Raw genomic sequence first — 13,662 nt, 5'->3', positions numbered from 1 at the left:
TCGGTGGCGTGAAGCCTCGTCGGCGGACTCAGCGGCCGGAGGACGGGGAGCGGGAGGCACGGGACTTCCGCGGCGCGGCCCGCCCGAAGATGCGCTCGGCGGCCGCCAGCAGATATTGGTTCAGCTCCGCGTCGGAGAACATGGAGAACACCGCCGCCGCGTTGCGCATGCCGCCGAGCGCGACCGCCGCGTACACCTGCTCCTTGGGATTGGAGGCGTCCTCGATGAAGAGGCCGACGAGGCGCTGCGCGAAGTGCGTCATCTTCTCCCGGACGAAGGGGCTGGCCGCCGCCGCCGGGTCCTGCTCCAGCAGCGCCAGGAGCCCCCGGTGCTTGACCAGCACGGACACATAGCCCTTGAGCGCCAGACGCCGTTGCGCCGCCTTCCCGGGCTCGGCCCCCACCTCATCGAAGAAGCGTTGCAGATCGTTGAACGCCGGTTCCGCCACGGCGGCCAGCAGCTCTTCCTTCGTCCGGAAGTGGTAGGACACGGCCGCCTTGGACACCCCCATGGCCGTGGCGATCATCTGGATGGATGTGCCCTCGTAGCTGTGAGCCGTGAACAACTCGAGCGCGACGCGGCTCATCCTGTCCCGCGTCCGCTCCGGTGCGGCGGCCATCGTTCGCTCTCCTAGGAAGCCCTCCAGGGCGCCGCCAGCCTATCAGCCTGAATCCCAGAACGTACTGGACGATCGTCCAGCCGCTACTTGACGATCGTCCAGCCCTGGCGTTAGAGAACGAACTGGACGATCGGCCAGGAAGCCAGGTCGGCCACCCACGGACTGGAATGGAGAGCCTCATGATTCCCAACAGGCTGGTCAACTTCGAGGCCACGCGAGCCCGGCATGGAGACAAGGCGGACTTCATGGCGCGAATGCTGGCGGTGGGGGATCCGCTGGCGGACGCGGTGATCGTCGAGCTGGACGAACTCGGCAAGGAGGGCAGGCGGGTGCTCAACGCGGGACTCGAGAAGGGCCTGGACAGCCTGGAGAGCCCCCCTCCGGCCATCGCCGCGCTGCTGCGCCAGCTCGAGACCGTGCCCGGGTGGGTCGATCGCGAGGCACTGCTCCGGGGCGACGAGGCGTCGCTGTCCATTCCTCCCCTCTGGAGCAACCTGGCCTTCTCCGTCGGCGCGCTGGTGCACACCTACAGCTCGCCCGCCATCGCCCGGCTGCTGGTCCAGAGCGGCCGGCTCACCACCATGGCGTCGAGACGGCTGCTGGAGACCGGCATCTGGCGCATCCACGGCGTGCTGCCCGGAGGGCTGGTGCGCGGTGCGCCCGGCTACATCCAGACCGTTCAGGTCCGGCTGCTGCACGCCCGGGTCCGCGCCACGACGCTCAAGCACGGCTGGGAGCGGGAGCAGTGGGGCGTCCCCATCAGCCAGGTCGATGTCGCCCGCACCTGGCTGGACTTCAACGTGGTGCCCCTGCGCGCCCTGGAGACCATGGGGATCACCCTCACCCCGGCGCGGCAGCAAGCGCTCTACCGGCACTGGTGGTACGTCGGCCACCTGCTGGGACTGGACGAGGGCTTCTTCCTGCCCGTGCGCGACCATGCCGACGCTGGAGAACTGCTGGACCTGGTCGACTCCACCATCCAGCCGCCAGACGAGAACTCACGCGCCCTGGTCTCGGCGCTGATCGACAGCACCACGGACATGTTGTGCGCCCCCAAGGACACGCCCTTCACGCGGCCCCTGGCGCGAGACCTGCTCAACGCCCTGACCCGGAGGTTCCAGGGCGACGCGCGCGCCGACGAACTGGGGATTCCGGCCACGCCCACCACGTCGCTGCTTCCCTTGATCGCGGCGAGCAACGCCGAGCTGCGGCGCTGGCAGTTCCACACGCCGGAGAGCACGGCACGGGTCCTGGAGGAAAACGGCGCCGGCTACCTCGCATTGGCGACCGTGCCTCCGGACGGCACGGAGTACCAGAAGCACGTCGGGACCGGGGACTGAGGGCCCCCGGGGGGCGACAGGGCCGCCAAGGGTTCAAACGGCGGCGCGGCGGGGCGCGTCCCCGACGCCGAGCACTTCCTCGTACAACCGGGCGATGCGCTCGCCCGAGCGGCCATCCCACAGCTCGGGCACGCGGCCCTTCTTCTCGTGTCCATCGAGGATGAGGTCGGCGGCCTGCTGGATGCGGGCGGGGTCCGTGCCCACGACCAGGTTGGTGCCCACGTCCACGGTGATGGGCCGCTCGGTGTTCTCGCGCACCGTGAGACAGGGGATGCCGAGCACGGTCGTCTCCTCCTGGAGCCCACCCGAATCGGTGAAGACGAGCCGGGCCTGGGAGGTGAGCGCGAGGAACTCGAGGTAGCCCAGGGGGTCCACCAGGCGCAGGCCCGGAGTGCGCTCCAGCGTGGACCCGAGGCCCATGTCCACGATGCGCTTGCGGGTGCGCGGGTGGACGGGGAAGACGACGGGCAGGCGGCTGGCCACGTGGGCGAGCGCGGACAGGAGCCCGCGCAGGGTATTGACGTCATCCACGTTGGAGGCGCGGTGCAGGGTGCACACCGCGTAGTGGCGAGGCGTGAAGCCCAGCTCCTTGAGGGTGGGCAGGCGCAAGGCCTGCTCGCGCGCCGTGAGGAGCGAGTCGATCATCACGTTGCCCACCAGGCGGATGCGGGAGGGGGCAATGCCCTCGCGCAGCAGGTTGGCGTCCGCGTCGGCCGAGGGCGTGAGGAGCAGATCCGCGACGCGGTCGGTGAGCAGGCGGTTGATCTCCTCGGGCATGGAGTGGTCGCCGCTGCGCAGACCCGCCTCCACGTGCGCGAGGCGGATGTTCATCTTCGCCGCCACGAGCGCCCCGGCCAGGGTGCTGTTGACGTCACCCACCACGGACACCAGGTCCGGCTTCTCGGAAGCGAACACCTTCTCCAGCTCGAGCATCACGCGCGCCGTCTGCTCGGTGTGGCTGCCCGAGCCGATGCCCAGGTGGATGTCGGGAGCGGGCATGCCCAGGTCCGTGAAGAAGACGTCACTCATCTTCACGTCGTAGTGCTGGCCGGTATGGACGAGCGTCTGGGAGAGCACGCCGCGCTCGCGGATGGCCCGGTGGATGGGCGCGACCTTCATGAAATTGGGGCGGGCCCCGACGATATGGAGAACCTTCCTCATGATGGCCCAAGGTTAGGTATCGTCCCCGGGGAGACCAGTGCCCCACGGTCCACCAGGGCCGTGCAGCGTCTTGAATCTGATAGACAGCGCCCGCCCATGCCCGCCCCCTATCCTGTCGCCGTCATTCCCGCGCGCTACGCCAGCACGCGCTTTCCTGGCAAACCCCTGACCTTGATCGCCGGCCGGACGATGATCGAACACGTCTGGCGGCGCTGTCAGGAGGCCCGCGTCTTCGCGGACGTGTTGGTGGCCACGGACGACCGTCGCATCCAGGACGAGGTCGCGCGCTTCGGGGGCACGGCGGTGATGACCTCGCCGGACTGCGCCACGGGAACGGACCGGGTGGCCGAGGTGGCCCGGACGCGCGCGGACGTGGAGGTGTGGGTGAACGTCCAGGGCGACGAGCCGCTGGTGGATCCCGAGTCGCTGCGGGTACTCGCGCGCCTCTTCACCGACCCGGAGGTCCAGATGGGGACCCTGGTGCGCCCCCTGGAGTCCACGGAGGTGGACAGTCCCCATGTGGTGAAAGCGGTGCTGGCGCTCAACGGGGACGCGCTCTACTTCAGCCGCGCCGCCCTGCCCTTCGTGCGCGAGCCGTCCGAGGCGGCCGCGGTGCGGCGCTGGGCCCATCTGGGGCTGTATGGCTACCGGCGCCCGGCGCTGATGCGGCTCGCCCACCTGAGCGCCACTCCCTTGGAGGGGGCGGAAAAGTTGGAGCAACTCCGAGCGCTGGAGCATGGCATCCGCATCCGGTGTGGCCAGGTGACGGGGCGTTCGGTGGCGGTGGACGTCCCCGAGGACGTGGCCCGGGTGGAGGCGGTGCTGCGCGGCGGCTGAACTGGCCGGGCAGGCAGGCGGAGCGGTCCGCGTCCGGGAAACTCCCTCGCGCCCCGTCCCGCGTTAGTCTGCGCGCGTGTCCGACGCCATTCAGAAGCCCGAAGCTCCCAAGAAGCCCCGTTTCTCCCGCGTCACGTTCCGCCGCATCATGGGACTGGCCCGGCCCCAGGCCCGCCGCATCCTGCTGGGCACCCTCTTCCTGCTCATCGCCAGCGCGCTCGGGCTCGTGTACCCGAAGATCATCGGCGACATCATCGACCAGGCGCTGCATGCCGGGGATCGCGCCCGCATCGACAACGTGGCCCTGGCCATGGTGGGCGTCTTCCTGGTGCAGGGCGTGGCGATGGCGCTGCGCTACTACCTCTTCACCACCGCGGGCGAGCGCGTGGTGACGCGGCTGCGGCAGGACCTGTTCCAGAGCCTCATGTCCCAGGAGGTGGGCTTCTTCGACGAGCGCAAGACGGGAGAGCTCACCAACCGCCTGTCCTCGGACACCACGGTGCTGCAGAACACGGTGAGCGTGAACATCTCCATGGCGCTGCGCAACGCGGCCCAGGCGGTGGGCGGCATCGCGCTGCTCTTCTACACGTCGCCGGTGCTCACCGCGCTGATGCTCGCCATCGTGCCCGCGGTGGCGGTGGGGGCGGTGTCGTACGGACGCAAGGTGCGCGGGCTGTCCAAGGAAGCCCAGGACGCGCTGGCGGCCGCCAACGAGGTGGCCGAGGAGAGCCTGTCCGGCATCCGCACCGTGCGCTCCTTCGCCGCCGAGCGCCACGAGGTGGAGCGCTACCAGAGCGCCACCGAGCGCGCCTATGACGTGGCGCGCCGGCGCATCAAGCAGTCCTCGTACTTCCTCGCGGGGGCCTCGTCCGCGGGCTACCTGTCCTCGGCGGTGGTGCTCTGGTACGGCGGGCGGCTGGTGCTGGACGGGAAGATGACGGTGGGCAATCTCACCTCCTTCCTCATCTACTCGCTCATGGTGGCCGTCGCCCTGGGCGCGCTGGCGGACCTGTGGGCGGACTTCATGCGCGCCTCGGGCGCGGCCGAGCGCGTCTTCGAGCTGGTGGACCGCAAGCCCGCCATTCCCTCCTCGGGCGGCGAGCGTCTGGCCAGTGTGCGCGGCCACGTGGAATTCAAGGACGTGCGCTTCGCGTACCCCACGCGCCGGGACGTGCCGGTGCTCAAGGGCATCCACCTGGACGTCGCCCCGGGCGAGGTGGTGGCCATCGTCGGCCCCTCGGGCGCGGGCAAGTCCACCATCGCCGCGCTGCTCGCGCGCATGTACGACCCCCAGGAGGGGCGCGTGCTGCTGGATGGGCGGGAGCTGGACGGGCTCGACACCGAGTGGCTGCGCCAGCAGGTGGGCACGGTGGCCCAGGAGCCCATGCTCTTCGCCTCCTCCATCGCGGACAACATCCGCTATGGGCGTCCGGCCGCCTCGGACGAGGAAGTGGAGGCCGCCGCGCGCGCCGCCAACGCCCACGACTTCATCTCCCGCTTTCCCGAGGGCTACCGCACCCTGGTGGGCGAGCGGGGCGTGCAGCTGTCCGGCGGCCAGAAGCAGCGCATCGCCATCGCCCGCGCGGTGCTCAAGGATCCACGCCTGCTGGTGCTGGACGAGGCCACGAGCGCGCTGGACGCGGAGAGCGAGCACCTGGTGCAGGAGGCCCTGGAACGGCTGATGCAGGGGCGCACCACGCTCATCATCGCCCACCGGCTGTCCACGGTGGTGGGAGCCGACCGGGTGGTGGTGATGGAGGGAGGCCAGGTGGTGCAGAGCGGCGACCACTCCACCCTCATGGGCCAGGAGGGCCTCTACCGCCGGTTGGTGGAGCGCCAGTTCGTGGCCGCCTGAGCGCGCCCGGGCGGTCGCCCGTCTGTAGGGGAACCGACTTTCAAAAGCGCTCCAGGACAGGTGGCGCGAGGGAATGGCGGTGATTACAAAAAAGCCCGCAGACGAAAGGAGGTGATGCCTTGACTGAAAGCAAGAGTCAGGCGTCCACCTCCGTCGGCACGGCCCGCTGATGAAGCGGCTGTCCGGCGGATGTTGACGCCGAAGGTTGTCCGGCCCGCCCGGGCCCACGCACCCCACCATTCGACGGGGCCGTGGACCGGGCGGGCCTTTTTTGTCGCCCCCCTTGGGAATGAGGGAGCGGCGGCCCTGTTGCACGCACCGAGGGGGGACGGTTTCGATTCACTCGCTGGAGACCCGACCTTTGTCCATCACACCCTGTCCGAGCCCGCTGCCTTCCGCCCTGCGTGACGAATCGGTGGTGGAGGTCCAACGCAATCTGTTCTGCTTCAACTACGACGCCTGCCTGCACCTGGCGGTGAAACGGGCCTGGGACGGCTGGACGTGCCGCCACTGTCCGCTGAGGGAGCAACGCGGCGCCGTCCCCCAGGCGCGTGACTACGCCGAGAGTCGTCCCCGGAGCCAGGGTCAGGACTGAGCAGCCCCCTCGCACTGGCCGTCCTGGCGGCCCGCTGACGGGAGGCGCCGGGGCCGACAGAAACATTGACGCCCCCGGCCTCTCTTGGCAGGAAGGGCCATGCGCTCCAAGAAGACCAAGTACATCTTCGTGACCGGCGGGGTCGTGAGTTCGCTGGGCAAGGGGCTCGCGTCCGCGTCCATCGGAGCCCTGCTGGAGAACCGCGGGCTCGACCTCACCCTGCTCAAGCTCGATCCATACATCAACATCGATCCGGGCACGATGAGCCCGTTCCAGCACGGCGAGGTCTTCGTCACCGACGACGGCGGCGAGACCGACATGGACCTGGGACATTACGAGCGCTTCACCAACGCGCGCATGTCCCGGCTCAACAACTTCACCACCGGGCGCATCTACCACTCCGTCATCCAGAAGGAGCGCCGGGGCGAGTACCTGGGGAAGACCGTCCAGGTGATTCCGCACATCACCGATGAGATCAAGTCCTGCATCCGCCAGGCGGCACAGGGCGTGGACGTGGTCATCGTCGAGGTGGGCGGCACGGTGGGTGACATCGAGTCCCTGCCCTTCCTCGAGGCCATCCGCCAGATGCGCTACGACGTGGGCGCGGGCAACACCATCTACATCCACCTGACGCTGCTGCCGTACATCGGCGCGGCGGGCGAGGTGAAGACCAAGCCCACGCAGCACTCGGTGATGAAGCTGCGGGAGATCGGCATCCAGCCAGACTTCCTCATCTGCCGCACGGACCGGGAAATCTCGCGCGAGCTCAAGGACAAGATCGCCATGTTCTGCAACGTGGACACGGGCAACGTGTTCACGTCGCCGGACGTGAAGAGCATCTACGAGCTGCCCCTGGAGCTGCACCGCCAGGGTCTGGACGAGCGCCTCACGGAGACGCTCAACATCTGGAGCCGGGCGCCCAGGCTCGAGCGCTGGGAGGACATCCTGCGCAAGGTGTACTCGCCGGGCCGGGGCGAGGTGACGGTGGCCATGGTCGGCAAGTACGTGGACCTGAAGGAGAGCTACAAGAGCCTCAACGAGTCCTTGATGCACGGCGGTATCGCCAACGACGTGAAGGTGAACCTGCGCTTCGTGGACTCGCAGGAGGTGGAGGAGAAGGGCGCGGAGAAGATCCTCGGGGACGTGGACGCCATCCTGGTGCCCGGCGGCTTCGGCGTGCGAGGCACCGAGGGCAAGATCTCCGCGGTGCGCTACGCCCGGGAGAAGCGGGTGCCCTTCTTCGGCATCTGCCTGGGCCTGCAGATGGCGGTGGTGGAGTTCAGCCGCAACGTGCTGGGGCTCGCCGGAGCCAACTCGCTCGAGTTCAACGAGCACACCCCGCACCCGGTGGTGACGCTCATGGAGAGCCAGGTGAAGGTGCAGGACAAGGGCGGCACCATGCGCCTGGGCACCTATGCCTGCGCGCTCAAGCCGGACTCGCTCGCGCACAAGCTGTACGGCGAGGACATCATCCACGAGCGGCACCGTCACCGCTACGAGGTGAACAACACCTACCGGGGCCGCATGCAGGAGGCGGGGCTCGTGGTGTCCGGGCACAATCCCGAGCTCAACCTCGTGGAGATGATCGAACTGCCCGACCACCCCTACTTCATCGGCTGCCAGTTCCACCCCGAGTTCAAGAGCAAGCCCTTCGCGCCCCACCCGCTCTTCTCCGGCTTCATCCGGGCGGCGCTCACTCAGCGGGACGCTGGGAGGAACCACGCATGAGCACCATCCAACTGTGCGGCCACACCGTGGGCGCGGGCCACAAGCTCTTCGTCATCGCGGGCCCCGACAGCATCGAGTCCGAGGACATGGCGCTGCGGCACGCGCGGCTGCTCAAGGAGATGACGTCGCGGCTGGGCGTGCCCTATGCCTTCAAGTGCTCCTACGACAAGGCCAACCGCACGAGCGGCAAGTCCTTCCGGGGCCCGGGCCTCAAGGAGGGCCTGCGCATCCTGGACCGCGTCAAGCGCGAGGTGGGCGTGCCCATCCTCACGGACGTCCACGAGACGAGCCACGTGGGCCCCGCCGCCGAGGTGGTGGACATCATCCAGATTCCCGCCTTCCTCTGCCGCCAGACGGACCTGGTGGAGGCGGTGGCCCGCACGGGCAAGGGCGTCAACCTCAAGAAGGGCCAGTTCGTGGCCCCCAAGGACATCGTCCACTCGGCGAAGAAGGCCGTGGAGACGGGCAACCCCAACGTGCTCGTCACCGAGCGCGGCGCCACCTTCGGCTACAACAATCTCGTAGTGGACATGCGCGGCTTCGCCCAGATGCGCGAGGCGGGACTCGTCGTGTGCTTCGACGCCACCCATTCCGTGCAACTCCCGTCATCCGGGGATGGCCAGACAGGTGGGGAGCGGAAGTTCGTTTCCCTTCTGGCGCGCTCGGCCGCGGCCGCCGGGATAGACGCGCTTTTCACGGAAGTACACGAAGACCCGGACCGTGCCTTGTGTGACGGTCCTTGCTCACTATCCCCCCAGATGTTCGAGGACGTGCTACGTCAGGTACTCGCCATCCGACGTGCCCTCGGGCACGAACCGGCATGATCGAATCGAAGTCGTAGGAGGGGAATCCAAGGGTCACGACATGACGGAGCTGCCGCCCAAACCCAACCGGGACGAGTTGACGGAGCGCGCCAGTCGCGTTCGGGTACTCGTGTTCGACGTGGACGGCGTCCTCACGGACGGCGGGCTGTACTACGGCGACGGCGGCGAGGTCATGAAGCGCTTCGACGTGAAGGATGGGCACGGGCTGGTGATGGCGAGGCACGCGGGTCTGCGCACCGCCATCCTCACCGCGCGCTCCTCCTCCATCGTGGAAACGCGGGGCCGCGAGCTGGGCGTCTCCCTCATCCTCCAGGGCCGCAAGGACAAGACCGCGGGCTTCCGCGAGCTGCTCACCCAGCTCTCGGTTGCTCCCGAGGAGTGCGCCTACATGGGAGATGATGTCAACGACCTGGGTCCCTTGGGCCTGGCGGGGCTGTCGGCCTGCCCGGCGGACGCGGCCCCCGAGGTGCGGCAGGAAGTGCATTACATCGCGAGGAACCGTGGAGGACACGGCGCCGCGCGTGAGCTGGTCGAGTTGTGCTTGAGGGCAACGGGGCAGTGGGAAGCCACCGTTCAACACATGAAGGCCCCCGAGGCCCTACAAGCTGTCAAGTTGTGAAAGCAAAGAATTTTCGCTTCCCCGGTAGGTGTCCTATCCTATGAAGGCCGGAATGAAGCAGGGCAGAGTGAGGGGAGTTCGATGACGGATCAGCTCTACACGACCCACGACATCAGTCGGTTGCTCCAGGTGGACCCGTCCACGGTGAGCAAGTGGATCGACCGCGGCATCCTCATGGCGTTCCGGACACCGGGTGGTCACCGGCGGGTGCGCTCGGCGGACTTGCGCACGTTCCTCATCACCCACCAGATGCCGGTGCCCGAGGAGTTGGGCAGCAGCACCGTGCGTCTCTTGGTGGTGGATGACGAGCGGCAGGTCCTGGACGCCATCAAGCGTGTGTTCAAGCCGTACGCCAACCAGGTGGAGCTGCAGACGACCACCAGTGGCGTCGAGGCGCTGCTGCTGGTGTCCGAGCAGAAGCCCCACGGCATGCTCATCGACTTGAACATGCCCGACATCGACGGCATCGAGGTGTGCCGCCGCATCCGCGCTCGCAAGCAGATGGAGGGCGTGCGGCTCATCACCATGACGTCCGCCCACTCGCCCGAGGTGGTGGAGCAGTCCAAGCAGGCGGGCGCCGTGGCGTGCCTGCCCAAGCCCCTGGACGTGCAGCAGGTGCTCGACTTGTTCCGCGTGCCGCTGGCGCTCGGCGGCACCGACGCCGCCGTCAAGCGCTAGGCGGCGCGAGGTCCGCGCGCGGCGAAGCGTCTCCCCGAGGCCCCTCTTCTCGAGGCCCTCGGGGGAGGACGTCGACGCCACTCCTGCGTCATGTCCCGTGGAGGAGGCGAGCCCCATTCCGGGGGCCCGCCCCTTGCGGCCCTAGCCATTCACCTTCACTTCGACCACGCGCGGCTTGGTCTCCTCCCGGCGCGGCAGCGTCAGGGTGAGCACGCCATTCTCGTAGCGGGCTTCCACGCGGGACGCGTCCACCGTGCGCGGCAGCGCGAAGGAGCGCGTGTACACCCCGAAGCTGCGCTCCAGCCGCCGCGTGCCCTCGTTCTTCTGGGACTCGGAGGGGTCGCGCTTGCGCTCGGACTTGAGGGTCAGCGTGTCGTTCTCCACGCGCACCTCGATGGACTTCGCGTCGTGGCCGGGCAGGTCCACCTGCAGGGTGATGCCCTCGGCGGTCTCGTGGATGTCCGCGGCCGGGACGAACTCACGCGCGCCCGTCTGACGCACGGACAAGTCACGGAAGATCTGATCGAACTCCCGCATCACCAGGGGGCCCAGGGCCACGGCACCATTGCTCATCTCGAACGGGTTCCAACGGCTGTTCTGCATGGACGTCTCCTGTTCGCGCCACACTCCAAACGGAGCCGCGGCGCGCGGTTGTGATTGAACTCTCGGGTTCGTGAGCCGCATCGCGTCTCACAAGCTCAAGAGAACCATGCTTTGGAACGTGTCAAGGAAGCGCGCCGCACGGCCCGTCGCGCCCTCTCAATCGTCCTCGCGCCCGAGGGAGATGAGGACGTTGTCCTCCTCGCGCGAGACATGGACCACCCACGGCCGGCAGCACACCGGGCAGTCTTCCGTATAGGTCTCCAAGGAGACCCCCAGCGGGTCCGCGGTCACATCCACGGACTCACCGCAGTAGGGGCACTGGTGGGATTGCTCATCGGCGAAGGGTTGCATCAGACGTCTCCTTCCTCGGGTTCGACCAACCGGGCGAGCATGGGCCTGTCCGAGTCCTCGCCCTCACGCCATCGGGGGATGACTTGGCGTAAACCCTCCACATCGACGCCCTCGTACCGCGCGGGGAGGGAGGCCAGCCTGTCGAGCGCACGAGAGAAGAGCGTCCGGGCCCCTGCCCCGTTGCCCGCGTCGCGCTTGAGCCACCCCGCCGCCACGAGGATGAGTCCTTGCAAGAGCAGCCGGCGCGGTCCCTTCTCCACCAACCACGCGTGCTCCCAGGCCTCGTGGGCCGCGTGAAACGCGCCCGCGTCGAAGAGCGTCACTCCTTCGGAGAGGCAGTCGGGGAATCGGCGAGGCATCGAAACGCGACTCCAGGCGTCTTCCCTCGTACACTGGTGGGCATGGCCGCACCTCGCAACCGTATTGGAGAAATTCTCGTCAAGGCCCGTGTCATCGATGAGATGCAGCTGCGCAGCGCGCTCGCCCAGCATGACCAGTGGGGCGGACGCCTGTCGCGCATCATCAGCGACATGGGCATCACCGCGGAGGACACCCTCACCCAGGCCATCGCCGAGGGTCTGGGCATGCAGCGCGTCCAGCTGGGGACCAGCAAGGATCCCGGCGCGCTCGCCAAACTGGACGTCACCTTCGCCGAGCAGAAGGGCATCTTCCCCGTCTCCCTGCGCGACAACGGCAAGACGCTCGTGCTGGCCATGTCGGACCCCACCGACCTGGCGACCATCGACAAGGTGGCCGCCATCAGCCGCACGCGCGTCATCACCATGGTGGCGGGCGACCGGGAAATCGAGAACGCCATCCAGCGGCACTACCGCAACATGGAGCCGTCCTCGGCGATGGGGAACATCCGGGCCACCCCGAGCAAGAAGGGCGGCGGCGCGGACGAGGACGAGTTCAAGATCGTCGACATCAGCGGCAAGACGGTGATGAAGGCCATCACCGACATCGCGCCGAACGTGGCCAAGGAGAACGCGGCCCGTCAGGCGGCCGCCGCGCCCATGCCCGCTCGGCCGAGCCTGTCGTCGAGCGCGTCGGACCTGCTCGACGAAATCCTCAACGCCGCGCCTCCCGCCGCCGAGGTGTTCTCCCCCGAGGAGATGCAGCGGCTCCAGGCCGTGCAGCAGAATCAGGAGAAGAGCTCGAAGATCCTGCGCGCCCTGCTCGAGCTGCTGCTGGAGAAGGGACAGCTGCAGCAGCGGGAACTCGCCGCGCGCATGCGTCCCTCCTGAGCCGTCCCTAGTCCCGCACCTCCTGGAGCTCCCGAGCGGTGAGGCCCAGGAGGTAGAGGATGGTGTCCAGGCCACCGGCGGAGATGGAGGCATCGGCCGCCTGACGCAGCTTGGGCTTGGCGCGGAAGGCGATGCCCAGCCCCGCGCGCTCGAGCATCAACAAGTCATTCGCGCCATCACCCACGGCGATGACCTGGTCGAGCAGGATGCCCTCCGCCTGGGCGATGCTCTCCAGCAACTCCGCCTTGCGGCGCGCGTTGACGATGGCACCCAGGGTGCGGCCCGTGAGCTTGCCGTCCACCACCTCCAGGACGTTGGAGTGCGCGTAGTCGATGCCGAGCCGGGTCCTGAGCGCCTCGGCCGCCACGGAGAAGCCTCCGCTGATGATGGCGGTGCGGTACCCCAACCGCTTGAGCACGCGGATGAGCGTCTGGGCCCCGTCGGTGAGCGGCAGCTGGTCCGCGATGTTCTGGAGCACCCGCGCATCGAGTCCCTTGAGCAACGCCACGCGCTGGCGCAGTGACTCGTCGTAGTCCATCTCCCCGTGCATGGCTCGCTCGGTGATGCGAGACACCTGCTCGCCCACGCCGTAGGCCCGCGCCAGCTCGTCGATGACCTCGATGCGGATGAGCGTGGAGTCCATGTCCATCACCACCAGCCGCTTGGCGCGCCGGTAGAGGCTCTCGCGCTGCAACGCCACGTCGAAGGCGCTCGTGGACATGGCCAGCTCCAGGAGCGAGCGCTGAAGCGGCTCGAGTTCCCGCCCGGGAGGCAGCGTGACATGGATTTCCAGGGAGCCGGGCTCCACCTCGGACAGCCGGTGGAGCCGCTCGATGTTGGCCCCGTGCTGGAGCAGGCGCTCCGTCACCGCGTGCACCTCGGATGGCCCGAGCGAACGGCCCACCAGCGTGACGACATGGCGGCTGGACACCGCGGGACCCGGCGCGGGCGCGGGCTGGATGTCCAGGGACAGGCCGAGCTCACGGGCCGTGGCGAACAAGGACTCGCGCACGCCAGGGGCATCGGGGAGGCGCACCGCCAGACACAGGGTGAGCTGGCCGCGCACCACCACCTGCTCGATGTCGAGCAGGGACGCACCCGCCTCGGCGAGCAGGCCCGTCAACCGGGCGGTGATGCCGGGATGGTCCCGGCCAGTGACGGTGAGCAGGAGCGAGTCGGAGAGAAGAGCGCTGGAGGACATGGCG

The 13,662-nt window shown here is 68.5% G+C and carries 15 protein-coding genes; 9 read left to right on the top strand and 6 right to left on the bottom strand.

The genetic code is table 11. From position 1 onward, the window contains the following. Positions 1-28: 28 nt before the first annotated feature. Positions 29-619: a TetR/AcrR family transcriptional regulator gene (locus tag MEBOL_RS22950; protein ID WP_095979457.1), complete on the bottom strand. Its 591-nt coding sequence runs from the start codon at positions 617-619 to the stop codon at positions 29-31. A gap of 179 nt (positions 620-798) precedes the next feature. Here MEBOL_RS22950 and MEBOL_RS22945 point away from each other — a divergent pair, with 179 nt between their 5' ends. Continuing rightward, positions 799-1,959, top strand: coding sequence for an oxygenase MpaB family protein (locus tag MEBOL_RS22945; RefSeq protein WP_157775379.1), 1,161 nt, complete (start codon positions 799-801; stop codon positions 1,957-1,959). 33 nt (positions 1,960-1,992) lie between these two features. Here MEBOL_RS22945 and wecB read toward each other — a convergent pair whose 3' ends face one another. Continuing rightward, the gene (gene wecB, locus MEBOL_RS22940) at positions 1,993-3,120 is read right to left on the bottom strand and encodes a non-hydrolyzing UDP-N-acetylglucosamine 2-epimerase (protein ID WP_095979455.1); all 1,128 of its coding nucleotides are present in this window, start codon (positions 3,118-3,120) and stop codon (positions 1,993-1,995) included. A gap of 96 nt (positions 3,121-3,216) precedes the next feature. On the opposite strand from wecB, the gene kdsB reads away from it, so the two are divergent. The 7 genes from kdsB to MEBOL_RS22905 all read left to right on the top strand — a co-directional run bounded on the left by kdsB (position 3,217) and on the right by MEBOL_RS22905 (position 10,256). Further along, on the top strand, positions 3,217-3,957 hold the full coding sequence (gene kdsB / locus MEBOL_RS22935; RefSeq protein WP_095979454.1) for a 3-deoxy-manno-octulosonate cytidylyltransferase: 741 nt from the start codon (positions 3,217-3,219) through the stop codon (positions 3,955-3,957). A 148-nt stretch (positions 3,958-4,105) separates the two neighbouring features. Beyond that, positions 4,106-5,812, top strand: coding sequence for an ABC transporter ATP-binding protein (locus tag MEBOL_RS22930; protein WP_245920120.1), 1,707 nt, complete (start codon positions 4,106-4,108; stop codon positions 5,810-5,812). A 361-nt stretch (positions 5,813-6,173) separates the two neighbouring features. After that, on the top strand, positions 6,174-6,407 hold the full coding sequence (locus MEBOL_RS22925; protein WP_095979453.1) for a hypothetical protein: 234 nt from the start codon (positions 6,174-6,176) through the stop codon (positions 6,405-6,407). 99 nt (positions 6,408-6,506) lie between these two features. Then, positions 6,507-8,135: a CTP synthase gene (locus MEBOL_RS22920; RefSeq protein ID WP_095979452.1), complete on the top strand. Its 1,629-nt coding sequence runs from the start codon at positions 6,507-6,509 to the stop codon at positions 8,133-8,135. Next, positions 8,132-8,959 (top strand): 3-deoxy-8-phosphooctulonate synthase, encoded by an 828-nt coding sequence (gene kdsA / locus MEBOL_RS22915; RefSeq protein ID WP_095979451.1) that lies wholly within the window; start codon positions 8,132-8,134, stop codon positions 8,957-8,959. Before MEBOL_RS22920 ends, kdsA begins: the two co-directional genes overlap by 4 nt. A gap of 40 nt (positions 8,960-8,999) precedes the next feature. Next, positions 9,000-9,578, top strand: coding sequence for a KdsC family phosphatase (locus tag MEBOL_RS22910; RefSeq protein ID WP_095979450.1), 579 nt, complete (start codon positions 9,000-9,002; stop codon positions 9,576-9,578). Positions 9,579-9,659: 81 nt separating this feature from the next. Next, the gene (locus tag MEBOL_RS22905; protein ID WP_095979449.1) at positions 9,660-10,256 is read left to right on the top strand and encodes a response regulator; all 597 of its coding nucleotides are present in this window, start codon (positions 9,660-9,662) and stop codon (positions 10,254-10,256) included. Between the two features lie 141 nt (positions 10,257-10,397). Here MEBOL_RS22905 and MEBOL_RS22900 read toward each other — a convergent pair whose 3' ends face one another. From MEBOL_RS22900 to MEBOL_RS22890, 3 genes are all read right to left on the bottom strand, one after another. After that, positions 10,398-10,859, bottom strand: a complete 462-nt coding sequence (locus MEBOL_RS22900) for an Hsp20/alpha crystallin family protein (protein WP_095979448.1) — start codon at positions 10,857-10,859, stop codon at positions 10,398-10,400. A 156-nt stretch (positions 10,860-11,015) separates the two neighbouring features. Continuing rightward, positions 11,016-11,210: a CPXCG motif-containing cysteine-rich protein gene (locus MEBOL_RS22895; RefSeq protein ID WP_095979447.1), complete on the bottom strand. Its 195-nt coding sequence runs from the start codon at positions 11,208-11,210 to the stop codon at positions 11,016-11,018. Next, on the bottom strand, positions 11,210-11,569 hold the full coding sequence (locus tag MEBOL_RS22890; protein WP_157775377.1) for a DUF309 domain-containing protein: 360 nt from the start codon (positions 11,567-11,569) through the stop codon (positions 11,210-11,212). Before MEBOL_RS22890 ends, MEBOL_RS22895 begins: the two co-directional genes overlap by 1 nt. Positions 11,570-11,611: 42 nt before the next feature. Here MEBOL_RS22890 and MEBOL_RS22885 point away from each other — a divergent pair, with 42 nt between their 5' ends. Then, on the top strand, positions 11,612-12,457 hold the full coding sequence (locus MEBOL_RS22885) for a GspE/PulE/PilB domain-containing protein (RefSeq protein WP_095982939.1): 846 nt from the start codon (positions 11,612-11,614) through the stop codon (positions 12,455-12,457). Positions 12,458-12,464: 7 nt separating this feature from the next. Here MEBOL_RS22885 and serB read toward each other — a convergent pair whose 3' ends face one another. Further along, on the bottom strand, positions 12,465-13,658 hold the full coding sequence (serB, locus tag MEBOL_RS22880; RefSeq protein WP_095979446.1) for a phosphoserine phosphatase SerB: 1,194 nt from the start codon (positions 13,656-13,658) through the stop codon (positions 12,465-12,467). Positions 13,659-13,662: the final 4 nt, after the last annotated feature.

This window comes from Melittangium boletus DSM 14713, from assembly GCF_002305855.1.
Lineage (GTDB): Bacteria > Myxococcota > Myxococcia > Myxococcales > Myxococcaceae > Cystobacter > Cystobacter boletus.
The sequence above is the reverse complement of the archived record's forward strand: the minus strand, read 5'-3'. Positions and strand labels throughout refer to the sequence as shown.